The following is a 23,855-nucleotide window of genomic DNA, read 5'->3' as shown; positions in this document are numbered from 1 at the left end:
CACCTGCAAAGGTCGATTCTGCGCGATCTGCTGCCGAACCCAGCCTTGCACCTCGGATTGTATTCAGAGTGCGCGGCGACCGATGCGGATGCCTCCCCTCCACCAAGAGGATCGTGAGGACTGCGCCAAGCCGGAAGTAAGCGTTGCAGTTTGATCGCGAGAAGACGCTGGTTGCGGGTAGCGGAGCGCCGTAGGGCGCACCAGCGGTCGTGCCCACCGACATTGGCCCCGCTGGATCGACTGGGACCCTAGTGGAAGGCCTGGCGTTCCGGGCGGCGCCTCACAAAACGGGCTTGACAAGGTGATATGGGGGGGAGTAACTCTTCGCCTGAGCGGTGGCTGGGTTGCCCCCGCCCTTCATCCAAGGATAGCGGACATGATTTCTGCCACGGAAAGGCGGTACGCAACGATTTCCCATTGTGCTTATCTGGCCCCACAGCTTTGCTCGCTTATCTTGAGTATCGGCCTTGTTTTCGGAGTGGGATTTCAAGCCTCGGCGCAAAGTGGGCTTTTCAGCTATCAAGAATATGAGAAGCGGATAAAGAGCGCGCAATCGCTTGCCGACATCTCTGCAGACGAAGTGTTCGCCGATAGGACATCAGGTTTCGACGGCAGCACGGAGTTCTTTGTCGAGGATGTCTCCATCCCCGGCAACTTTGATCTTCCAGTCAGCGTTGCTCGACGCTTTGGAGTGGAGGCCGCTAACCGAGGATTTCGCGATAGCGAGACTAAAGGTCTGACGGTGTTCGATGATTGGGAAATCGTCGTGCCCTATATGGCAGGCGTGTGGACAAAGGGTGCAGGATGGATCACCGGTGATCGCGGGTCTCAGACCACACAGCGTTGTTCGGTCAACACGGCGCCCTTTTTGCTGGAGACGTGGGGTTACACGAACATCGGCTTTGGCATCGACGTGAAGTGGAATAGCGGCAACGGCGAGGAACTTCTGATAGCCGATGATCCGTCCTACGCCTCGGCGCCGGGCCTGGAGGCGCCCAAGTGGATGACTGCATCCAGGGCCCGTTTCACCTGTTTGGCCGCAACACGCAACGGTTATCCGGGTGAGGCATTTGTAGGCCACACGCCTGATGGAAAGAAGTACTTCTTCGATTGGGGCGTGGAAAAGCCCTATGCGACGGCTCAGTTCAGCGACGGCGCAGCCAATCGTTCGGTGGCGCGCAAACGCGTCTACTTGTTAGCCTCGCGCGTCGAGGACCGCTATGGGAACTGGGTGTCCTATAGCTACGATGGGTACAAGCTCACAAAAATTGAGTCCAGTGACAATCGTCGTATTGATTTGACCTACGATGGGGACGGCCGGGTGACCACCGTGGCGGCCAACGGTCGGGTTTGGCGATATGCCTATGTGGGTGATACCGACGGCAATGACGGCGGTTTGTCCCAGGTCATGCTTCCGGATGGTTCAGCGTGGGCCTACAGTCATCGCGGACGCCTCCAGTCCAGTTTCCCTATCCGTAAAGCCGACGATGAGGGCGGGTGCGAGATTCGTGCCGGTAGTGAGCCTCCTCCCACACAGATGACAGTGGTCGCTCCCTCTGGTGCCCGAGGCGTGTTCGACTTTGAAATGGAGTTGTTCATTCGCTCTGATCCTTGCAATGGACTGATGCCCTCGCACTACCAGACCTGGTCTTTGAAGAAGCGCACCATCACCGGGCCCGGTTTGTCTCCGATGGTTAGCACGCGAAGCTACAACCTGCAGTTGCCAGGAAGCGGTCGCTGGTCCAGCCTAACCAAGCCGGATGGAACGCAGATTCGCGAGCGCTACGGCGCCAATCCAGCTCTGAACGAGCGCAAGCTCATGCAAAAGCAGATTCTGGACGCGGCAGGCCAAGTGCAGCGTGACGAGCTCTACACCTATACGTTCGGCTCCGAGGTCGGCCCGTTCAGGGAGCGGGTCGGGCACTCGATCGGGTTCCGGGCGGGCCAGTTCTTGGCGGGCATGCTCAGCGCTCTAAGTGAAAGCACACTCTCTCAAGATGGTGATACCTACCGCGTGGTCTACAGCGACTTCAGCCGCACTGCTCGCGCAGCACGCGTGACCTACACCGGCCCTTCTGGCACCAAGGCCGAGATCAGAGAGCATCTGGATACGGCCAGCCCTTGGGTTCTAGATCAGGTGTTGAACGTGAAGGAGGCAGCATCAGGGAAGGTCACTACGCAGTACACCTATGACGCCATGGCCAAACCGATCTCCGTCTATCGGGCTGGAGCTTTGCTACAGAGTGTTTCGTATGCCTCGGATGGCACGATCAGCAAGGTGCGTGACGGAAAGGGGAACGAAACGCAGATCCAGGAGTGGTATCGCGGCGTGCCGCGATTGGTCATCAATCCTGATGACACCACCAACCGTATGTCGGCAGACGGAAACGGGTGGATCACCTCGACCACGGACGCGCTACAAAGAACTACCTCCTATCTGCACGATGCGATGGGGCGCGTGCGGGAAGTCCAACCGCCGGTCGATGAAAACCAGTGGGCCAAGACCACCATCTCGTTCCGTCAGGTCGCGGCCGATGAGTATGGCCTTTCGTCGGGGCACTGGCGGGTCGACAACGCTCAGGGGGCACGCCGCCAAGAAACTTACCTCGACGCCCTTTGGCAACCACTGCTGGTTCGTGAATACGATGCAAATGATGTGGCGGGAACCCAGCGCTGGGTCAGGAGCTCCTACGATAGCCAAGGCCGACAGACTTTTGCTTCCTATCCATCGAGGGAAAGCAGTGTAGCGACCGGCACTTGGACCGAGTACGACGCGCTCGGGAGGAAAACATATTCTGCCCAGGACAGCGAGCAGGGGCTGCTGATTACGACCATTGGCTACGGCAGCAATGCCACGACCACCATCGTGGACCCGCTCGGGCACCAGACCATTACCCGATTCGATGCCTTTGAGGGGCCGGACTACGAAAAGCCCGCGCAGATCATTCGCGCCGATGGCAGCAGAGTCAGTATCAAACGGAATGCTTTTGGCCTTACCACCGAAGTAGCCCAGTCCGCCAACTAAAGGCATGTCAAGGATGGCAAGCGTGAACGCTGAAAAACTGCGCATGGCCGCGGCGGTTCTGCTGGGTCTACTGCTCATCTTCCTTTGCCAGGTGGCCCAGGCTCAGGCTTGGATTGAGCTCACCGGCCCGGCCCAGACCTCATATACGGCGCCTGCGACCTATCAGTTGCAGCTCAAGAGTGGCGTCAGAGGCACTGGCCCCAAGGCCGAGTACTTGTCGGGCATACAACTCACGCGTAATGGACAGGTGATCTCCCGGCTTCCGAATGGGGCACAAACCGAAAACGGCCTCTCGCCAGGAACGTATCAGTATGTTTTCAGAGCCATCGCTGTACGCAATGTAAATGGTGATGAGTTCACGCGGGAGCTGACGTCGCCCGTCATCACGATCACGGTAGCCGCGCCGCCTGCTCCATTTGACGGGGCGGAGTATGTTTCCGCGAGCTGGCCTAACTCGGCTGATAGAGGGACACCGTTCAGCGGTACTGTCACGTTCCGGAACACCGGGAACACGACGTGGCGAGCGGGGGATGGCTACCGGCTTGGCCAAGCTGAGCGCTATGTCCCCAGCGCCGTCATACTGGGAGTTGCAGATGTTGCCGTTCCCTATGACGTGACCCCGGGCGGGACGGTGACGTTCTCCTTCAATGGGGTGGCAGCGAATGAAAACGGACCTTCGACACTCCAGTGGCAAATGAACCGCAACGGTGTTCGCTTCGGCGGTACCAGTAGCGAGCAAACCTTTCAGACGACAGGGAGGCTGAATCGCGGGGTCATGTCTCGGCAGGAGGTGCCGACCAGTATGGAGGCTGGGCGTACCTATCGTGTCAAGCTGACTTTCGTCAACACGGGCAACACCACTTGGTCGGCTTCGCGGGGCTACTCGCTGGGGTCTTGGAATCCCAATGACAATGCTCGCTGGGGCAAGTCGCGGGTCCCTGTTCCGAATGACGTGAATCCACCGTTAGCCGCATTCTTTGAGTTCGATGTGGTCGCCCCCGCATTGCCCGGTGTCTACAGCTTCCAATGGCGTTTGCTGGAGGAAGGCAAAGAATGGTTCGGCCGGGAAAGCGACAATGTCCAGGTTACGGTCAGTGGCCCGCCCTCCAAGGTAATTGGCAACATCGATGGCGTCACCAGCAATGGCCAGATCAGCGGTTGGGCATGCTCCACGGGCATTGATTCTTCGATTGACCTTCATGTCTATACAGGGGGATCCGCAGGTGGCGGCGGGACGATCTTCCTGACCGGCAAGGCCGACCTGGCGAGTGAGCCGGCCGTGGCTACGTCCTGCAAGGCCGGAGGCAATCATCGCTTCTCGCTTCCAATGAGCAACGAGCAGCGCCGCCAGCGTGCCGGACAACCGATCTACGTCCATGGAATATCCCCCGTTGGGCAGCCGAACAACGCTATTGGCGGTTCCGGCACCTTCGTCGTTCCCACAGCGCCCAGCGGCACTCTGTCTGTGTCCCCTGCGATGTGCCAGATTGCAGCTGGTGCGCAGACCTGCAACGTCACCTTGGCCTGGTTGGCTACGGACTCCCGTGCAGAACTCAAGCGCGATGGCGGTCCTCTGATAGGTAGCGGAGCGAGCGGTTCCGTCATTGTGCCGATTGGCGCTGGGACGAATCGATTCACGCTTTCTGTTGACGGTGATGCGATTGCCCAGACGGTGGCCACCGCTAAGGCTGCTCCTATCCTGCCAGTCAATCCAGACAATCCTGCCCCTACCGTGGCTCGGCGATACGTCTACGACGACAACCTTCGGTTGTGCAAGGTCATCGAGCCGGAAACCGGGGCCACCGTGTTTGGCTACGATGCGGCAGGGAATCTTGCATGGAGCGCAACAGGACTGGATCTGCCCAGCCTGACAACCTGTGATCGTGAAGCGCCCCAGATCAACTCTCGACGCGTTTCCCGGACCTACGATGCCAGCAATCGCCTGCAGGCTGTCGTCTATCCTGATGGACTAGGGGATCAGCAACTGGAATACACCCCTACCGGCCAGCTGAAGACCGAGCGGGTCTTCAATCAGGACAGGGTGCCAGTGGTGACCACCCGTACCTACAACTCTCTCGGGTCGGTGGTTAGTCAGAGCCGCGCAATAGGCAACGCGAGCGCCCGATCCCTGACATTTGGCTATGACCCTCTGGGTCAGCACATTCGTACTGACTACCCCGACGGCTACTCCGTTCAGCAGTCCTTGAACGGATTGGGCCAGGCCGTGCGGCTACAAGATGGCACTGGCGCCGTGCTCGCCAGCAACATCGCCTACTTCCCCAGTGGTGAAACCGCCGCGCTGACCTACGGCAATGGCATCGTACGTGGCGTGACCGAGAACGCGCGACAGTTGACCGGCCGCATCGTTGACAGTGGCGTGGTCGATCTAAGCTACAGTTACGACGCCGCTGGGAACATCACGCAGATCCGCGATGGTGTGCGCGGTGATGCGGGGGCGATCAGCCTGGGCTACGATCGCCTCGACCGCCTTATTCAGGCCAGCGCTCCCGTCTTTGGTGGGAATGGGCAATATATCTTCGGCTATGACACGCTGGACAACATCGTCTCGATGCGGTTGCCCGGCAAGCGAGAGCGCACGTTCCACTACGACGCCCGCAATCGTTTGGAGCTGCTGCGGGATCCCGGAGGTAGCGGTGTCTCTGGCTTCTCCTATGACGCTGCAGGCAATCTGGTCGTGCGTAACGGTCAGGTGTTCACCTACGACGTAGGTGGCCAACTCCGTGCTGCAGGGAATGCGCAGAAGTACTTCTATGACGGAGCAGGACTGCGTGTATCCGCATCGGGCAGTTCAGGTAGCTCAGGCAGCGCGCCACACATCCCGGGGCTGCAGGAACCGATCACAGCTCCGCTAGACGGGAGGACGACCCAATCTCATGTGGAGCGAGGGGCGACCGAGCTTCTCGTAGACACATCAGACATTCCATTTCGAACTTGGCAGTACTTGGCGGGCGGGGAGCTGATTGAATCCACCCAAGGAGGGGAAACATCCAACTATATATATCTCGGTAAGCGGCTGCTGGCGATTCGTACCGTTTCCCCCGCCGGCGCAAAACTCATCTACCTTCATCACGATGCGCTCAGTAACCTGGTGGGCACGAGCGGCGTCAATGGCACGGTGCTTACGCGTCACTTCTGGTCGCCGTATGGCGAGGTGGATGCAGCACCTGACTCAAAGATTCCAGGCTTCTCGGGGCATGTTGCCGATGCTGACACCGGTCTGGTCTACATGGGACGACGCTACTACGAGCCTTCCATAGGGAGATTTCTGTCGGTTGATCCTGTCACTACGTTGGACCACGGTGACCTGCGGCATTTCAATCGCTATGTCTATGCCTATAACAATCCGTACAAGTTCAGGGATCCAGATGGGCGGTGTCCATCGTGTGATCGATTTGGCGATGCATTTGCTAAGGATTCGAAGGCTTTCGATCACCCAGGCTTTATCATTCCCGCATTCGTCGTAACGGCTGCAATGGCAGCTCCCGTCGTGTGGGAGCTAGGAATGATCGGTCTTGCCAACCCAGGGGCAGTTGCCACGGCGACGAACGTCGCGGCTGACGTGGCTGGTGTAACCGGCACCGCCAGTGCAGGTACACTTGCTGTTCGGGCCGCTCGTGGCGGGGAGAATGCTGCCGCGGCAGCTGGACGTGCAGCACACGGGGCCTTAGCCCAAAGAGTTGCTGCGAAACCTGGTTGGAAGTCCGAGCCGCGAATGATTGGATTTGACGGCAAGGCCTACAAGCCGGATGTGGTCACGCCGAATGGTCGAATTCTTGAACTGAAGCCGAGTACACCTTCTGGTATTGCGGCGGGTGCTCGGCAAACCGCAAATTACGAGAAACAGCTTGGCATGCGTGCGAGAACCATCTATTACGATCCTGAGAAGTTTAAAAAACCATGACAATAAAAACTCTCGTTGCGAGGATAGATCAGCTCCTTGGGCCGCTTGGATTCGAGCGAAAGGGAGCTCTTTGGAATCGAAGAAGAGGCTCAGTTGTTGAAGTCATTGATGTTCAAGTAAGTAAAGGTCGCGATACTGCGACGATTAATGCTGGGGTATTGCAAGTCGACGCCTTCGAGAAGGCATGGGGGCGCAGGCTGGAAGGATTTGTGGAAGAGCCATTTTGCATTGTGCGTGCTCGTGTTGGAGAGATTGTGGGCGTTCACGATCTTTGGTGGCCTCTGAATGATGGCCAAATTCCAGAGAAGGTCGCTGCAACATTAGAGACACATGTTCTGCCGTTCTTGGAGAGATCGCGGACGCAAGAGGCAATGGAGGCGTACTTGGAAGCAGAGCATGGGAGGTACCCGCTGCCAAAGATCTATCTAGCGATCCTTAAGCATCAGGTTGGGGATGTCAAAAGTGCATGCGCTATTCTTAGGGGCCTTCATGAGAAAGTGAAAGGGGGCTGGGGCAGTAGATCTGTGGAAGTTGCACAGAGGCTTGGGTGTGCCATCGATTGAAACTGATGTAACGTCGAGCGGGCAATGCTACAGACCCGTCTAAACAATCTTGGAATCTTCCATGAGGTTGAGACCATGCTAGTTTCGCGGTTGGCATGCCGGTGCCGCGTGTTCTGGAGCTCGCCTGAGGGCTGCCAGGTGCCCGGCGCCAATACAGAGTGCTAGCCTTCAGTGCGGCCTAGGCTTCTTCAGGGTACATATGAGCTCGACCTCCTGGTGCATTCGTCGGTGGGGGCGGCAACAACTGAAGGAAGAGCTGGGAGGACCTGAAAGAACTCATCACTGAGGCAATCCAACGGGACAATCCTGATCGGCGGATGGGCTTGATTAATCGGGTCGCCATTGCACTAGCTGCGGTGGCTCCAAGCTGGCCACTTCGTGTTCGCGCTGGATGGCCCTTACTGGCCCCAAGACGACGCCGACCATGCGTGCCTTACGTTCGTTGAAGGCCTTGGTTGGCTTATCGTTCAAGCGTCCGCAGAGTAGAGTGCGCAGGTCACACAAGCGCTGAGACTTGTGCCAGTCAATTTGAATGTACAAGGTACCCGCGCTAGGCTGCGCATGCTCAAGGAGGGCGATCAACGGAGTTATGGCATGAAGATTGGATTCAAGCTTTCTGTTGCTATTGCGGCCTGTGCGTTGACCATTGGAGTCAGTAGCGCCACGGCGAAAGCCCCCGGCCCTTGTACCGTCTGCGAGGTACAGTACAGGGCGTGTGAGGCGTCAGGCGCAGACGTTAGCATCTGCATTCGAAACTATACGCAATGCATGCGTGCGAACGGCTGCATTATCCCGTAAGAAAACACCGTGGGGATTTGCAGGGTCTTTACGACGCCCGCAGTCTTGCCGTCATCCAGACGAGATCCTCGGTCCAGCCGGGGCTTTTTCTTTTCCGGAGACGCCATGGCGTAGAAGCGCCCTCTGATGCAGGCGGGCGGGTGCGTGCCGAAGGGGCGGGGATGCATTCATCCCCGACGCCCACCCTTCGGCTTGTTATGGCACAACGGGTAACCGGAGCACGACCGGAAAGCCCCATGCGGTCCATTCCGGTCTACAAACACCCCTACCTTGCACACCGGGCAGCGCTCTTCCGAAATGGCCGTACCTGAAACACCGGTCACCTGCACAGCCCCGTCCTTCACCAGCTCGTCCAGGAACGGCGAGTGCTTCCCCTGCAGGGTGAACATCGCCACCGACCGTCGCGCCCGCGTCAGCGCGACATAGAACAACCGCCGCTCTTCGCTCAATGGGTAGGTATCCCCATCCGGCATCGCCAAGGAAAGCACCGGATCATCCGAGCGCAGGCTCGGGAAGCTGCGGTTGATCATGCCCGGCAGGATCACGTAGTCCGCTTCGCGTCCTTTCGATCGATGTGCGGTCAGGAACTCGACGTCCATCGTGCTGCCGAAGGCCGCTTGCCAATCCGAAGGCACTGCGCCGCGATCGGCGCGGTAGCGCCCCAGGATGAAGACCGTCACGCGTCCGTTGCGCCCTTGCGGCCCCGCCCCGGACAACAACTGCTGATGCAGCTTGGCGAGGTACTGGCGAACGCCATCCTGCACCTCCTCACGCCGATTCATCTGGAACGCCTGCAGCACCGGGCCCATTGCTGGCGCAGCTGAGCGAACTGCTTTGGCGATCTGCGCGGGGTTGCGGCTGATGAAGCGGCTGGACACATCGCACAGTGCTTGCGGGCAGCGGAACGTCTGCTCCAGTTTCAGTACCTGGCCATGGCCCATCCACTCGCGGAATCCGGTCATCACCGAAACGTCGGCACCGGCGAAGCGATTGATCGACTGCCAGTCATCGCCCACCGCGAACAGATGGCGGCCCGGTTGGCTGACCAATGCACGGCAGAGGCGTGCGCGGGCGCGGGAAGCGTCCTGGAATTCATCGGCCATCACCAGATCGTAAGGCGATTCGTAGCGGCCCTGTTCCAGCAGTCCAGCGGCCATATTGAGCATGTCTTCGAAGTCGATGCCACGCTCGTCAGCCAGCGCGTTGTCCCAGGCCTGGAAGACCGGCCCGGCGATTTCCAGGAAGCGACGGTGCCGCTCCTTGAACTGGTCTTCGGGCATCTGCCGCAGGCGCGCGGCCATATCGTCCAGCGTCAGACAGTTGCTCTTGGCATGGGCAATGAAGGTCCGCATCAAGCCGATCAGGTCCGCATCGGGCATCGGCTTAGCGCCCTGATCGGGCAGCTCGCGGTCCGGATTCGGGTCGAGCTCGATGTCACACTCACGAAGCTTCTCTGCGAGGTCCAGCAGGGCATGCCCGCTGCGCAGGCCAAAGGATGTCGTCTCGACAAGGGCCGTGCCGCGCGCCACATGCTGCTGGCGCTTCCAGTGCATCCCTTCGCTGTAGTTGGCAAAGTGCTTCGGCGGCTGGCCATCGGCATCCAGCGCAAAGTGCTCGTGATACAGCTGGGCGTCCGGATAGTAGAAGTCCGGACGATACTGGCGATGGGTGTCTGTCGCGGTGTCGAACTCGTAGCGTCGCTCGTAGTCGTACGTCACGCCGTTGTAGAAGAGCCAGTCGGCGATGACGCACTCTTCCAGGCTCTTCACCCGTTCCCCCTGCAGGGTACGGATGTAGGGCGTGCCATCGCGGTCGTAGCCATCGGCCTCCATTTCCGCGCCGAATGGCGGCAGGTCGCGCCCGAACACCAGGCGGAACATGTCCCATTGGGTACGGAAGTGGGTCGAGCGATCCTTCAGGTCGTCCACCAGTTCGGCCAGCTTGTTGAAGCCCAGCGTGGCGTCGGTGGTCCATTCGGGGATGTCGGGCTTGCGTCCGGTGGCCTTGGCGACGATGGCCAGGCCGAGGGCGTGGAAGGTCCGGGCTTCAACCACGGTGTCGCCCATGCCGAGCCGGTCGAAGCATCGCTGCGCGCGCTCTTCAAGCTCCCTGGCGGCATCCTTGTTGAAGGCGAGCATCACGATCCGTTCGGGTTCGACAAAGCCGCGATCGATGGCATAAGCGGCCTTGGCGACCATGGTGGAGGTCTTGCCAGAGCCAGCGGAGGCGACGACCTGCACGCGGTTGTCGAAGCAGATGACGGCGCGGGCCTGTTCGTCGGTCAGCGGCTTGCTCTCGACGCGGTCCAGGAAGTCCTTGGCCAGTACCCGTTCGCGCGCTGCCATGGTTGCGTTGGCGTCGGCCCAGGCCGTGGGCCAGTCCAGCTGCCAGTCGTGCAGGGCGTCCAGTGCTACACGGTGGCTGGGCGAATGCAGGTCCTTGTGCACATCCTCATCCAGGAACAATTGTTCCAGCTCGCGCTGCGGGAGCGGCAGGCCGGGGCGACCGGCCAGCAGTGCCTGCTGTTGTTCGTGCGTGATCCAGCGGCGGCCGGTGCTGCCCCGGTCGATGAGGGCATCTGCTTCGGCCAGCCACGACTGGATCTGCTCCAGAATCGTGTCGAACAGTGCCTTGCGCCCGCGCGTGGTACCCGCAAAGCGCACCTGCTGCAGCGCTGCCGCGAGCCGGGAGGCCTGGCCGTTGGGCAGTCCATTCATGGTCAGCACGCCGTCGCCCTGGGTCTGTAGGACGACCTTGGCCCAGAAGAGTCCAGGGATGACCTGCACGCGCTCGTCGTCAGCTACGTGTTGCCGGTACTGGCGGCCTTCAATCAAAAGTTCAATATGTTCGCCGTCAAGCCACAGCTGCCAGCCTGGCGAGCGGGTCACACGCAGGCCCCAGCCCGAGGGGCGCCATTCCATAGACATCCAGATACTGCCTTGCGTACGTCAACTGGGCTTGCAGAGCCCTTACCCCTCCATGATAAGGGGCGTTGACGACGCTTGTGGCTTTTCACTTCATGGCCGGCCATGCGACCGGTTTCATTGACGTTCGTGAAGGCCGTTGCCAGCATGAAGCCTGTGGATGTGGGCGCCGATCATGGAAAACGACTGGAACAGCGTAGGTACCTTGAAGCACACCGTCGGCGGCTACGATATCCGCACGGATGCTCTGAAGATTCTGGTGACCGCTGCAATGCAGGGGCACGAGGGTGATGTCTCGCAGATGCGCATCGAGATGGAGGACGGCGTCATCCTTCTGCCAGACGAGATCAGGCGCCTGGCACTGGCGCGGAGTCGCATCCGCTAGCCTCGCCGATCGGCACTGGAACTGGTTGCCCTGCGGCAGCTCCAGGTGCCAGCACCTGCCAGCACCTGCCAGCACGGAATCACTCGTAGACGCGGTCCTGCCTTGTTGGAGGCACCTCAACCAGGTCTCCCCGCCGGATCAGCTCATCCAGATCCACTGTCGATGCCGCCAATGCCTCCTGCGCATCGAAATCCCATTTGTTCCTGTACTCACGCGCCAGGAGATCGCAGACCGCCTTGGCACGCTGGTAGGCATCGCTCTTCGCGTCATCCTGCATCAGCTCATCGCGATGGATCTGGCAGAGCATCAGCTGGTGTGCGTCTTCGCCGCGCTCGCGCTCCCAGGCAATGTCGGGCAGGCCGGAAAGAGCGGTCGCAAGTGCGAGTGCAGTCATTGACATGGCGGTGTCCACAGTCGACGGAAACCTGAGCGTATGCGAGCAGCAGTGGCAAGCGGCCACTGCCGCTCGCATGGTTTCACGGCGTGTTCACCATTCGTTGCCGGATGGAATCCGCTGCGAAGGCTTCCTCAGGCATTCACATCCACCACTATCCGCCCACGCACCTTGCCCGGAATGATCTGCTCGTAAACCTCAAGCACGTCGGCAAGCCCAATCAGCTGCACCGTGCTTTCAAGCTTCTGCGGATCCAGGTCGGTGGCAAGCCGGTCCCACGCACGCTGGCGAACGTCCTGCGGCGCATTCACCGAATCCACGCCTGCAAGGATCACGTTGCGGAGAATGAAGGGCAGCACCGAGCCGTGCAGCGCGTCGCTCTGCGCCAGGCCACAGGCGGCGACGGCACCGCGGTATTTCGTCTCGGCAATCGCGTTGACGAGGGTAGGGCCGCCAGCCACATCGACGACGCCGGCCCATCGTTCGGCGCTCACCGGACGGTCGCGCGGTTCTGAAAGCTGCGCGCGATCGATGATCTCGGCGGCGCCCAGGCTGTGCAGATACTCGGCGTGTTCCGGGCGCCCGGTGGCGGCCACAACGCGATAGCCCAGCTTTGAAAGGATCGCCACCGCGATCGAGCCGACGCCACCGTTGGCGCCGGTCACCAGCACATCGCCCTTGTCGGGCGTCACGCCGGCTTGTTCCAGGGCCAGTACGCACAGCATGGCGGTATAGCCAGCGGTGCCGATGGCCATGGCGTCGCGGGTGGTCAGGTTGTCGGGAATCCTGTTGAGCCATTCGCCACGCACGCGGGCATGCTGTGCCAGGCCGCCATGGTGGCCCATGCTCAGGTCCCAGCCATTCAACACGACACGGTCACCGGGCTGGAAATCGGCATTGCTCGACTCCAGTACCACGCCGGAAAGGTCGATGCCGGGAATCAACGGGAAGGTGCGGATGACCGGGCGCGTATTGGTGAGGGCCAGTGCGTCCTTGTAGTTCAGCGTTGAATATTCAACCTGCACCAGCACGTCGCCGTCCATCAGGTTGGCGTCATCGAAATCGACCAGTTCCGTGGATACGCCGTCGTTCGTTTTGCGGGTCAGCAGTGCCTTGAAACTCATGGTGGGGGCTCACGTTCAGTGGATGAGCCCATGCTAGGCTCGCACCGTTATCGCAACAAGAACGATGATTTTCCGTAGGTACTATGGTTTTCCGGAGTATTCATGCGTAGCAAGCGTTGGGACGGCAAGAGCGGTTGCGCTGTGGAGGTCACGCTGTCGGTGATGGGGGGCGTGTGGAAGCCTGTCATCCTCTTTCACCTGATGACCGGCAAGCGTCGTTTCATGGAGCTGACGCGGCGGGTGCCCAATGTCACCCAGTCCATGCTCACCAGCCAGCTGCGTGAACTGGAAGCCGATGGCGTGGTGATCCGCCACGTGTACCCGGAAGTTCCGCCGAAGGTGGAGTACGAGCTTTCCGAGTTCGGGCGCACGCTGGTGCCGGTGCTGCTGGCGATGCGCGAGTGGGGTGAAACCTATCGCGGCCATAGAAGCACGGACGGCGACGGCTGAGACCTGAGGCGGAGCGCCGAGCATCGTCGACATGGCCCATGCTCCCTGCAGCGTCCTGGAGACCACGGGAATAGCCGCAGTACTGCAGGCAGCGCATGTGGAGCGCCGCCTCACTCGGTGACGGGCTGCGAAGCAATTCCTGTTCCATTGACGCCCGGTTGCCTATAGTGGCGCCGGAACCCTGCAATGGAATGCCCATGCACGTGATGTCTCCCGGCCGTTGCCTGACGCTCGCGCTTGCCGTCGTAGTGAGTGCCGGCGCGTGTGCACGTCCGCCGTCCACCGAACACGAAAGGAATCCCGCCATGTCCGGCGCAACCCAGACCGGCCGCACGATCAACGGTCACACCTATACCGATGCCCCCGTGGACGTGAAGCTGGGGCCGAACACCTTCCGCATTCAGGCCAACTACCTGGACAGCCAGATCGCACCGTGGCCTGGCGAGGGCGTGACGCTGGTCATCGAGTGGCCGGACATGAAGCCGACACTGCCAGGTGCCCGGGCCAATCCGCGTACGAATGATTTCCGGAAGGAGATTCCCATTCGGATCAACTACGTTGATCGCGTTCCCGTCGAAACACTGCTTTCAAGGCTGTCGTCAAATGAAGCCGTCACGGAAGAGGATTCTGTGGAAAGGGAGGATCCCAGGGATCGTCTCGATCAACGCGTTGCACAGCCGGAGACCTTGGGGCTGACGCCCTATGCAATCGACGAAGCGAAGATGGTGGTGTACGCGAAGAAGTATGAGGCGCGGTACGGGAAGCCGCCTGTCCGCAATCCCGCCTACGAGAGAGACTGGTACATCGCACGCCAGGCCGACGGCCGGATCAGCTCGTTCATCAAATGTGACGGCAAGGAATTCCGACGCGACGGCGTGCGGCTGGAGGGAAGCGAGGTGATCAGTGAGCCAGGAGAAGTGGCAGCCGGCTGCGTTCATTATTTCGTGGACATCGACAACAAGCTGTCCGTCAGCCTGGACTACAAGAGAGCGTTTCTGAAGGACTGGAAGCGTATGGAAGAGGTTGTCAGGGATGTCATCGCGCGCACCCGGTCCCAGTGATCGGTGAATCAAGGAAGAGAAGGGACAGGGTATGAATGGATTGACCGAACGCGATCTCAGAGTCCTTGGCAGCTATGCCAGAGACGGCAACCGCGAGCTTTACTGGAACTACCTGTCGCAGCTGCCGGGAGCCGATGGCTACGGGACGCTGGCACTGGGTGTTGTACGCAATGACAGCCTTCCGGGACGTGTAGCGAACACCTATGCACAGAACTACGCGAAGACCCAACAGGATGAGGGATCGCGTTTCTCAAATGCACAGTTGACCGAGCGGCAGTGGGAGTCCTTTGGGCAGACCCTGCTCGAAAGAGATCTTGAATTGCGGCAGCAGTGGATGAACGAGCGCCGCCCAGACCTGGCACTGAATCTTCCCGGCAAGGATGTGATGCTGGCCCACGACCGGGCATTTGAACGGCATGAGCTTGATCCCAACTGCTGGACGCCGCGCGTGCTGCTGGAGGCGGCCGAGCAGAAGAGCGGCCCCGCGAAGCTGGAGCAGATCTGGACCAACATGCTCGACAACGACTACGCCGGAGGCCCGCGCGTAGGCAACACCAGCGTTGATGCCATCAGCCAGATGGGATGGGCGAAGGGCGGGCAGTACCTGACCCGGTTGAGCGTGCTGGAAGCCACCCAGGCACTGGAGGGGCGCTCAGCGGTCGATCCGAACGTCATCGGCGGCAACAGCTACTACGCGGTGTACTTCGAAGCCGACAGGAAATGGGCCAGCGTCAGTGCGGGCGGCGGTCACATGTCGCTGCGCGAGATCACCGATCCCGCCCGTATCGCTGAACTCAACGATGCGCGCGAGGTTCGTCTGGAACGCCAGGAAAAACGTACGCAGTTCCACCCGGACGACCCGTATCGGACCATTACCCGCAGCCCGCTGACCGCAGCGGCGGACGACGTGCCGGATCCCTCACAGGCCCCGACCCGCCTGGCGGACATCGGCCCCGGCCATCGGGAGTACGCACTGATGCAGCAGGTGCGCGAAGGCGTTGCCGCGATCGATGCCAGCGCCGGGCGTACCCACGATGAGAACAGCGAGCGTCTTGTGGCGAGCGTGATGGCCTTGGCCCGCCGCAACCAGCTTGAACGCGCCGATCACGTGCTGCTGAGCGCCCAGACGGCCGACACTCCCGCAGGGCGGAACGTGTTCGTGGTGCAGGGCGAGATGAACGATCCCGCCCACCTGCGCGTTTCAATGCCCACAGATGTAGCAGTGCATACGCCGGTTGCGCAGTCGCTGCAGCAGATGGAAGCCGCCAGTCTGGAGCTGCAGCAGACCGCCGGGCAACACCAGCAGGATATCGAAGTGCAGGCGCGCGAAAATAGCGCGATGCGGATGGGATGAAATCACTCCGCCCATCGCGTATGGAACCTTATCAGTAGCATGGGGCAATGCCTGACAGCCAATGCCAGCCCCCGAAATGGGGGCCGGCACACATCACGGCAGTGCGTGACTTACGGGATGGTGCAGCCGCTGTTCCGCAGGCAGCGGGCAAACGCCGGGTAGCACACCTTCTCGCCATTGCCCGCTGCGAGGCAGGCGTCGTAGGCGGTGTAGCACGGGGTACAGCGGGACTGCGCGGAGGCACTGCCGATTCCAAGGGTCAGTGCAGCGGCCGCAATAGCAACAGACAGCTTGAATCCAATCTTCATGCTTCACTCCGTTGATAGCCCTCCTTGGGCACCTCGGAGGCTAACGTGGGAAGAGGGTGTATTCAACCCGCACCGCGCCCGGATGGGTATCCATCTTCAGCGCCCCGCCCTGGATTTACTTTGTTGGCGCGTCTGCAGTCTGAGCGGCAACCATGGCCTGTTGCATTTCCTTCAGCGACAGGTAGCCGTCGGCATCGGTGTCCAGGCCCGCAAAGTACTTCGCGATCTCCGGCACCACGTTGGCTTCCTCCTTGCTGATTCTGCCGTCTTTGTTCCTGTCCATCGCGGAAAACGCGGCGCCGATTGAATCGGCCTGCTTGCTGAAACGTTCCTGCTGAAATTTCGCGTACTCGACCTTGTCGATGCGTCCGTCGTTGTTGGCATCCATGGCGGTGAATGTGGCGTCGATGTAAGCCTGCTTCGGGTCGGTGGGTGTGGCCTGGGCCAGCAACGGGGCAGTGCACAGTGCGATCAACAGCGTGATCCTGGTCATGGGTGATTCTCCTTGAAAATTGCAGATCAGCGGCAGGGATAGGTGTAGCCGTCGGCGCCGCGATAGGTGTCGTTGCGACGATCGTAGTTGCCGTAGCGGTTCATGCAGTAGTCGGCGCGCTCCCGGGTCTCGCGCTCGCGTTTGGCGGCAGCGGCAATCACGCCGGCCACCACCGCTGCACCTACCACGCCCACCACGACACCGGCGGTCTTGGCGTCGTGTCGGCGCTCGCGTTCCCGCTCGCGTTCGCGTCGCTCCCACGCTTCGCGATCCCGTTCCCGGTAGTCCTGGTTCCACTGCGGGTTGTAGCGGTCGCCACGCTGCGCATGGGCGTCGCCGGCGTACGGCATCAACACCAGCTGCGCAGCGACCGCCAGAATCAGCGCGGTTCTTCCTGTCTTCAGAAACATCGTCCAGCTCCTGTGCGGACATCGTTGGTAGCCGTAGTACACCCCGCAGACATTGCGCGAACCTGCCGTCAGGGCGAGCAATTGCAGCGGCTATCGAACCAGCGCCTCCACAGGATCCAGCTGTGCGGCACGGCGTGCCGGCAGGAAGCCGAAACCAACGCCGATCAGGCTGGAACACACGAATGCAGCCAGAATCGAATTGACGGAGAACACCAGGCTGAAGCCCGCATCGGCCAGCTCCATGGCCGCGCCCAGCGCCAGTGCCACGCCGATGCCGAGCACGCCACCGAGCAGGCAGACCAGCACCGATTCGATCAGGAACTGCTGCAGGATGTCGCTGCGTCGCGCGCCCACCGCCATGCGCACGCCGATCTCGCGGGTTCGTTCGGTCACCGACACCAGCATAATGTTCATCACCCCGATCCCGCCCACCACCAGTGCGATGGCAGCGATGGAGCTGATCATCATGGTCAGGATGCCGGTGGTCTGTTCAATGGATCTACGGATCTGCGCGTTGTTGCTCATGTAGAAATCGGTGCTGCCGTGGCGGCGAGTCAGCAGTCGCGCGATGGCCTGCTCAGCCGCTTCCATGCTGATCGCATCCGAGACGCGCACGGTGATGCTGGAGACGTGGCTCTGCCCCAGTACGCGCGCCATTGCGGTGGTGTAGGGCAGCCATACCCGCAGCAACGATGCATCACCGGCTGCACCGGCGTCTTTCTTCACCACGCCCACCACGCGCACCGGGACATTGCCCAGCAGCAGGGTCTGCCCGATCGGATTGTCGGTCGCGGCGAAGAAGCGTGCGCGGGTATTGGCGTCGATCACCACCACCTGCTGGTAGCCGGCCACGCCGGGTGGACCGAAGAAAGCGCCCTCGCCGAGCTTCAGGCCATGCACGCGGAAGTACTGCTCGCTGACGCCCTGCACCTGCACACTGGCAGAGCGGTTGCCGCGCAGGGCGGTGCCGCTGGTGGCAACACCCGGGGTGGCGCTGTCCACGAATGGCTGCCGGGCCAGGGCCACGCTGTCGCCGGGGGTGAGTGTTTCCACCCGCGCCGAGTGCAGGTCGCCAAAACCGGAACCGGGATAGATCTCGATCGTGTTGGTACCCAACGAGGAGATGTTGGACAGGATGGCCTGCCGTGCACCGGTGCCCAGTGCTACCACCGCCACGACCGAAGCAATGCCGATGATGATTCCGAGCATGGTCAGGAAGGTGCGCATGCGGTGGGCGTTCATCGCGCGCAGTGCCATGCGGAAGGCTTCAGCGAACCGGTCCCGCCAGACCTGCCAGCCGCCGCTACCCGTGGATTGGGGCGCGGCTGGCCTCACCACGCCCGCTGCCAGAGCTGTACCGGTTGCACGATCATCCACGATCCGCCCATCGCGGATTTCGATGATGCGCTGCGCATGCTCGGCCACGGCCATGTCATGCGTGACCAGCACCACAGTATGGCCCTCGGCGTGCAGCTCGCCGAGGATCTTCATCACCTCTTTTCCGGAATGCGTATCCAGCGCACCCGTGGGTTCGTCGGCGAAGATCCCCGCGCCACCATTCATCAGCGCACGCGCAATCGAAACGCGTTGCTGCTGGCCGCCCGAGAGCTCGCCGGGGAGATGCTGCATGCGCTCGCCCAGACCCAGCCGCGACAGCAAGGTGGCTGCCCGTGCATGGCGTGCTTCGGCAGGCATGCCGGCGTAGATCGCAGGCACCTCCACATTGCTCAGTGCAGTCAGATCGGTCAGCAGGTGATAGCGCTGGAAGATGAAGCCGAAGTGCTCGCGGCGTAGTTCGGCCAGTTCATCAGGCGACATCTGCGCGGTCTCGCGCCCGGCGATCTGATAGACGCCGGCGGAAGGGCGATCCAGGCAACCCAGGATGTTCATCAGCGTGGACTTGCCGGAACCGGATTGGCCTACGATGGCCACCAGTTCACCTGCGTGAATATCCAGGTCGATGCCGTCGAGTACCACCAGTGTCTGCTCGCCCGCGGCAAATTCACGGCGTACGCCGCGAACGCGCAGCAGTGGCTCTATCATGGTCATACTCATTTGGGTTGCGCGGGTGCGCTGGCGGCTTCGACGTTGGCCTGCGCCAGCACGACCTGTTCGCCTTCCTTCAGCCCGTCGCGTACTTCCACCTGGATCTGGTCATCCAGCCCGGTGGTGATGCGCCGCGCACTGGCGCGACCGTCGGCACCGCGTATCTGCACGCTGTAGCTGCCATCGGCGGCGCGCGCACCCAATGCGGCCGAGGGAATGGTCAGTACGTCGTTGGCGCGGCCCAGCACGATGCGAACCTGCGCGGTCATGTAGCTGCGCAGGCGGCCATCAGCGTTGTCCACGTCGAACTGGCCGTTGTAGTACATGGCCGTGCGGCTGCCACCCGACACCGCCGGTGCGGCGAGGCTGGAACTGTCTTCGTTGGTGATCGATTCCGGTGCTGGCGCTATATCCCGAAGCCTGCTGCTGTAGCGCCGACCGGCATCACCAAGAATGGTGAAGAACGCCTCCTGCCCAACAGCGGTGTGTACGACGTCAGCCTCGGAGATCTCGGCGTACACCGTCATCACGTCCTGATCGCCGAGCATCACGATGGTCGGTGCGCTCTGCACCGCATTCACGGTCTGCCCCTGGCGCGCGACCACGGCCAGTACGGTGCCGTCGGTGGGGGCAGTGATGCGGGTGTACTCCAGATTGGTCTGCGCGACATCAACGTCGGTCTGCCGGCGCGCAACTTCACCGTCCAATGCGGCGATCTGTTCACGGGTGGCGTCCACCTTGGCCTTGGCTGCATCGAAGTCGGCGCGGGCCACCAGCTGCGCGGCAGCCAGTTGCTGCTGCCGATGCAGTGTCAACTCGAACTGGCGCAGGTCGGTCGCCAGTGCATCGCGGTTGGCGCGCGCGGTGCGCTGTGCGGCCTGCGCGCTCAGCAATGCATTGCGCTGCGTGCGCGAATCGATATCGGCGATGGGATCGCCGGCTTTCACTTTGTCGCCCAGTTTCACATGCAGGGTGTCGATGCGGCCGGAGACCTGCGCACCCACGCTGACCAGCCGCGAGGGCTTCAGCGTGCCAGTGGCTTCCACCACCTGTTCGATGTTGCCGCGAACGACGGGTGCAACCTGCAGTTGCGGTGGTGGTGTCGGCCGCAACCATGCGAACAGAATCAGTGCGCTGCACAGCAGGGCGGTAGCAATCATGAGCGCCCGGCGGCGCTTGCGTGGTGCGGCGCTCATCGGCGCAGCATCCAGTAGAGACAGGTCATCGCGGGTCCTCGCGGCAGAAGAGACACACGTCTGGGGTGGCAGACGGGGTTGGCCGTCGAGTCTCGATGCGCTGGATTGCGTGAACCTTGCGGGGCTGTCGCTGTGTCAGCGTGCGGCAAGAAGGGCGAGCAATGCTACGGCGATGAACTGCAGGGCGCTACCGAGAACCAGCAGTGCATTGCGCAGCCGGTGACCTGACAATCGCGCAGCGAAGAGCTGACTCACCGCGCCGGCCAACAACCAGAAGAATGTTGGAACAGGCAGCTTCGTCATTCCTGCACCGATGGCGATCAGCAGCGCGCTGGCAATCATTGTCCCGGCGGCATGACCATCCAGAGCGCGCAGCAGTGGTGACATCGGGCGCGAGGTTGCCGCGCGCCATGCCGCCAACCCATGCAGCGCTGCATGCACGGCAACGAACAGGAGCACGGCCGCCGCCGCCGCTGCGCTCGCGTGCCGATACGTTGAAGCCACCAGTGCAATGCCGGGCAGCAGCAGGAACAAGGCGCCGAACAGCCGCATCAATACACCTGCGCGCTCGGGTTCGGGAACTGCCCGCAGCCAATGCGGCCAATGTTCCAGGCCGAGTGCGCGGCCAGTGCGTGGGCGGCGATTCCATGCGGCAGCTGTAAGGCCCGGCGAATTCCGCGGTGCCACAGAGCGCGTGGAAGAGGACGGTGGAGGAGCTCCCTGGGTCACATGCAGGCTTCCTGTCAGATCGGAACGCGGTGGCACGGCAGGTGCCACGCCCCGATGCTGTCCAGCGAACATTGCCGCAACCTTGCCTGTCCTCACTACCGGCTTCGCATGGACAGGTGCCAGTTACACAGGTGCATGCAGCGTGTTCAGTGCTCCAGCGGTGGTGCGCTGGTTACGCCCGGGTGCAGTGGAAACTCGACTCGGATCAATGCACCACCGCCAGGCGCATCCAGAATCGTGACGTGGCCGCCGTGGCGGTCGATCACCTGGCGCACGAGGTTCAACCCCAGGCCTGCGCCTGTCTGCCGCGGCCGCAGCCGCTGGAAGGGTTCGAAAACCCGTTCGCGCTGGTCGACCGGTATGCCGGGGCCGTCGTCCTCGACCTCCAGGCAGCTACCCTGAACGCGCACGATGATCTGGCGTCCGCCATGTTCGGCAGCATTCAGTACCAGGTTGGAGATTACCCGCTCCACTGCGCCGGTCTCGCCGAGCACCGGGAAGTGCGATTCCACCGCCACGGCTACTGTCTTGTCCGACTGGATCAACAGCGGCGCCAGATCGGCGGCCACCCGTTTGGCTACCCGCGCCAGGTTGATGGTTTCCTTCGGCCCGTCTTCGTCCATGCGGTGCAGATCCAGCAACTGCTCTGCCAGCGTCGCCAGCCGCGCCACTTCCACGGCCAGGCTGCGCGAGGTGGCGTCGTCGGCCGCATCGACCTTTACCCTCAGAATCGCGATGGGGGTGCGCAGCTCATGCGCGGCGGCGGCGATGAAGCGGCGTTGCCGCTCGTGCCCCTCGTCCAGCCGCTCCAGTGCTTCATTCACCGCCGTCACCAACGGAGCGATCTCCACCGGCACCGCGGTTTCTGTCAGGCGGACACCGCGCCGACTGGCAGAGATGTTGCGGGCTTCCTGGGCGATGCGCTCCACCCCGGCCAAGGCTCGTCTCACGATGATCGGTGTCAGGACGATGGTGGCCAGGCCCAGCAGCAGGAAGATCGGCAGGGTGATGATGTGTGCCGCCAGCGCCATCTGCCAGGTCAGCGTATCGGTTTCGCCATGGGCCATGATGGTCAGCTTGCCGGCCGGCCCGCTGTGCTGGCGGACCACGACGGCCAGGCCATCGCTGCGATCGCGCCCGCGCAGGTCGCCAAAGGGGATGCCATCCAGTGCGCCTACCAGCGAGGCATAGGCCGGCGGCACAGGTCCGAACGTAACGTGGTGGCCGTGCTCATCCTCGGCGATGAACCATGCGCCGGGAACGATCTTCAGCAGTTCGGCCAGTTCCGGCGTGTTCTGCACGTAGAGGTCGCCATTGCGGTCGCGGTGCACTGCATCGGCGGCCACCGGCGCGAAGGTCTGGATGCTGTAATAGCCACCGCTGTCGGCACGTATCAACACCATCAGAAGCGCGAAGAACGCCACCAGCAACGCCAGCAGCTGATAGATCAACGTCTTGACGATCAACGGGCGCTTCAGCGATGGACGACGCGCCATTACTTGGCTTCCCGCATCAGATAGCCGACGCCGCGGATGGCGTGGATCTCCACCCGGGCATCGGCATCGGCCAGCTTGCGGCGAAGGCGCGAGACGTGAGAGTCGAGCGTATTGGAATGGATGCCGTCATCGAATCCATACACAGCCATCTCAATTGACTCGCGCAGCACGGTGCGACCCAGGCGCCGGGCCAGCGCGGTCAGCACACGGATCTCGCGGCGCGGCAGCTCAAGCCGTTGCCCGCCCACGCTGGCTTCACCCGATGCCGGGTCGAACACCAACCGGCCAATGCTCACCAGTTCCACCTGCATGCCGCTCGGCCGGCGCCCTGCAGCACGGATGCGGGCGAACAGTTCCTCAAGTGCGAAGGGCTTGGCCAGATAGTCGTCCGCGCCCTCATCCAGCCCGGCGATGCGGTCTGGCAGCTGGCCCAGCGCGCTCAATACGATGATCGGCACCCCGGGGTTGCGCTCACGCAGCAGGGAAATCAATCCCAGTCCGTCACCGTCGGGCAGGGTGCGGTCCAGCAACACCAGGTCGTGCGATCCGTACAGGGCTGCTTCTCGGGCCAGCGCGAGAGTGTTGGCCAGGTCCACCACGTAGCGCTCGCGCTGCAGGGCGGATTTCAGGGTGGCGGCCAGTTCGGCTTCGTCTTCGATCAGCAGGATGTGCATCGGCAGGGCTTGGGCAGGAAGGGGCGTGGCAGGGCGGGTCGGCACGCGCCGGCACCGTATTACAGGAACATTGCGTGAACATGGCGTGCCTTCCGGACGTCCCGCAAGGCTGTGATGACCCAGGACGGTGGGCGGCGGCGCAAGGTTCGCGCAATCCAGGCACTCCAGCCTTGGCGCCCACTCGCTGCCCCCCAATCCCTGGAGTACCCATGAAGTTGTTCGTTCCGTTGTTGCTTGTGGCCGCGTTGAGTGGCTGTACCACCGCGAAGATGACCGTTACCCCTGATGGCCGGCGCGGCGTCTCCATCGACTGCAGCGGCTCCAGTTCCTGGAGTGGCTGCTACGAAAAGGCCGGACAGATGTGCCCAGGCGGCTATGTAGTCTTCAGCAAGGATGGCGACGACGGCAACGCCATCGCGGTGGGCAACAAGAACGGCTTCACCTCCACCCAGATGGCCACCCGCTCGATGCTGGTGGCCTGCTCGCACTGACACCAACAGGGG

Annotated in this window: 19 protein-coding genes; 8 read left to right on the top strand and 11 right to left on the bottom strand. The window is 61.9% G+C overall.

The window, feature by feature from the left end; translation table 11 throughout:
* Window positions 1–376 precede the first annotated feature (376 nt).
* The 3 genes from AC3ITW_RS13955 to AC3ITW_RS13945 are packed head-to-tail and all read left to right on the top strand — an operon-like array spanning window position 377 to window position 7,510.
* Complete coding sequence (locus AC3ITW_RS13955; protein WP_202908192.1) at window positions 377–3,025, top strand: RHS repeat domain-containing protein; 2,649 nt, start codon at window positions 377–379, stop codon at window positions 3,023–3,025.
* Window positions 3,026–3,038: 13 nt separating this feature from the next.
* Complete coding sequence (locus AC3ITW_RS13950; RefSeq protein WP_489389646.1) at window positions 3,039–6,947, top strand: RHS repeat domain-containing protein; 3,909 nt, start codon at window positions 3,039–3,041, stop codon at window positions 6,945–6,947.
* The gene (locus AC3ITW_RS13945) at window positions 6,944–7,510 is read left to right on the top strand and encodes a DUF4304 domain-containing protein (RefSeq protein ID WP_100434922.1); all 567 of its coding nucleotides are present in this window, start codon (window positions 6,944–6,946) and stop codon (window positions 7,508–7,510) included. The genes AC3ITW_RS13950 and AC3ITW_RS13945 overlap by 4 nt, the downstream gene beginning before the upstream one ends.
* A 965-nt stretch (window positions 7,511–8,475) precedes the next feature.
* Here the strand turns inward: AC3ITW_RS13945 and AC3ITW_RS13940 are convergent.
* A complete protein-coding gene (locus AC3ITW_RS13940; protein ID WP_489390365.1) occupies window positions 8,476–11,229 on the bottom strand; it encodes a UvrD-helicase domain-containing protein in 2,754 nt (917 codons plus the stop codon).
* Window positions 11,230–11,392: 163 nt separating this feature from the next.
* On the opposite strand from AC3ITW_RS13940, the gene AC3ITW_RS13935 reads away from it, so the two are divergent.
* On the top strand, window positions 11,393–11,617 hold the full coding sequence (locus tag AC3ITW_RS13935) for a hypothetical protein (RefSeq protein WP_006375131.1): 225 nt from the start codon (window positions 11,393–11,395) through the stop codon (window positions 11,615–11,617).
* A 79-nt stretch (window positions 11,618–11,696) separates the two neighbouring features.
* On the opposite strand, the gene AC3ITW_RS13930 is transcribed toward AC3ITW_RS13935, so the two are convergent.
* Together AC3ITW_RS13930 and acuI are read right to left on the bottom strand one after the other, a co-directional pair.
* A complete protein-coding gene (locus AC3ITW_RS13930; RefSeq protein WP_032971059.1) occupies window positions 11,697–12,017 on the bottom strand; it encodes a hypothetical protein in 321 nt (106 codons plus the stop codon).
* A 128-nt stretch (window positions 12,018–12,145) separates the two neighbouring features.
* Window positions 12,146–13,135 carry an acrylyl-CoA reductase (NADPH) gene (gene acuI / locus AC3ITW_RS13925; RefSeq protein ID WP_006375129.1) on the bottom strand — a complete coding sequence of 330 codons (990 nt, stop codon included), beginning with the start codon at window positions 13,133–13,135 and terminating at the stop codon, window positions 12,146–12,148.
* 102 nt (window positions 13,136–13,237) lie between these two features.
* Between acuI and AC3ITW_RS13920 the strand changes: the two genes are divergently transcribed.
* The 3 genes from AC3ITW_RS13920 to AC3ITW_RS13910 all read left to right on the top strand — a co-directional run bounded on the left by AC3ITW_RS13920 (window position 13,238) and on the right by AC3ITW_RS13910 (window position 16,000).
* Window positions 13,238–13,585, top strand: a complete 348-nt coding sequence (locus tag AC3ITW_RS13920; RefSeq protein WP_006375128.1) for a winged helix-turn-helix transcriptional regulator — start codon at window positions 13,238–13,240, stop codon at window positions 13,583–13,585.
* A gap of 197 nt (window positions 13,586–13,782) precedes the next feature.
* A complete protein-coding gene (locus AC3ITW_RS13915; protein ID WP_012511459.1) occupies window positions 13,783–14,646 on the top strand; it encodes a Smlt3025 familytype IV secretion system inhibitor in 864 nt (287 codons plus the stop codon).
* A 31-nt stretch (window positions 14,647–14,677) separates the two neighbouring features.
* A complete protein-coding gene (locus AC3ITW_RS13910) occupies window positions 14,678–16,000 on the top strand; it encodes a Smlt3024 family type IV secretion system effector (RefSeq protein WP_489389645.1) in 1,323 nt (440 codons plus the stop codon).
* Window positions 16,001–16,110: 110 nt separating this feature from the next.
* Here AC3ITW_RS13910 and AC3ITW_RS13905 read toward each other — a convergent pair whose 3' ends face one another.
* The 8 genes from AC3ITW_RS13905 to AC3ITW_RS13870 all read right to left on the bottom strand — a co-directional run bounded on the left by AC3ITW_RS13905 (window position 16,111) and on the right by AC3ITW_RS13870 (window position 23,352).
* On the bottom strand, window positions 16,111–16,308 hold the full coding sequence (locus tag AC3ITW_RS13905; protein WP_005410142.1) for a hypothetical protein: 198 nt from the start codon (window positions 16,306–16,308) through the stop codon (window positions 16,111–16,113).
* A gap of 115 nt (window positions 16,309–16,423) precedes the next feature.
* Window positions 16,424–16,801: an EF-hand domain-containing protein gene (locus AC3ITW_RS13900; protein WP_448123173.1), complete on the bottom strand. Its 378-nt coding sequence runs from the start codon at window positions 16,799–16,801 to the stop codon at window positions 16,424–16,426.
* 26 nt (window positions 16,802–16,827) lie between these two features.
* Complete coding sequence (locus AC3ITW_RS13895) at window positions 16,828–17,211, bottom strand: hypothetical protein (RefSeq protein ID WP_065724494.1); 384 nt, start codon at window positions 17,209–17,211, stop codon at window positions 16,828–16,830.
* A gap of 90 nt (window positions 17,212–17,301) precedes the next feature.
* Window positions 17,302–19,260 (bottom strand): MacB family efflux pump subunit, encoded by a 1,959-nt coding sequence (locus AC3ITW_RS13890; protein WP_489390364.1) that lies wholly within the window; start codon window positions 19,258–19,260, stop codon window positions 17,302–17,304.
* Between the two features lie 2 nt (window positions 19,261–19,262).
* Window positions 19,263–20,453 (bottom strand): efflux RND transporter periplasmic adaptor subunit, encoded by a 1,191-nt coding sequence (locus AC3ITW_RS13885; RefSeq protein WP_006375116.1) that lies wholly within the window; start codon window positions 20,451–20,453, stop codon window positions 19,263–19,265.
* Between the two features lie 135 nt (window positions 20,454–20,588).
* A complete protein-coding gene (locus AC3ITW_RS13880) occupies window positions 20,589–21,005 on the bottom strand; it encodes a hypothetical protein (RefSeq protein WP_489389644.1) in 417 nt (138 codons plus the stop codon).
* A gap of 323 nt (window positions 21,006–21,328) precedes the next feature.
* Window positions 21,329–22,678, bottom strand: a complete 1,350-nt coding sequence (locus AC3ITW_RS13875) for a sensor histidine kinase (RefSeq protein ID WP_006375112.1) — start codon at window positions 22,676–22,678, stop codon at window positions 21,329–21,331.
* Window positions 22,678–23,352 (bottom strand): response regulator transcription factor, encoded by a 675-nt coding sequence (locus AC3ITW_RS13870; protein WP_012511453.1) that lies wholly within the window; start codon window positions 23,350–23,352, stop codon window positions 22,678–22,680. The genes AC3ITW_RS13875 and AC3ITW_RS13870 overlap by 1 nt, the downstream gene beginning before the upstream one ends.
* Window positions 23,353–23,561: 209 nt before the next feature.
* Here AC3ITW_RS13870 and AC3ITW_RS13865 point away from each other — a divergent pair, with 209 nt between their 5' ends.
* Entirely contained in the window at window positions 23,562–23,843 is a 282-nt protein-coding gene (locus AC3ITW_RS13865; protein ID WP_012511452.1) for a hypothetical protein, read from the top strand.
* Window positions 23,844–23,855 lie beyond the last annotated feature (12 nt).

This window comes from Stenotrophomonas sp. KH_052, from assembly GCF_057838755.1.
Note: the sequence above shows the minus strand (reverse complement) of the source record. Positions and strands in the feature narration are given on the sequence as shown.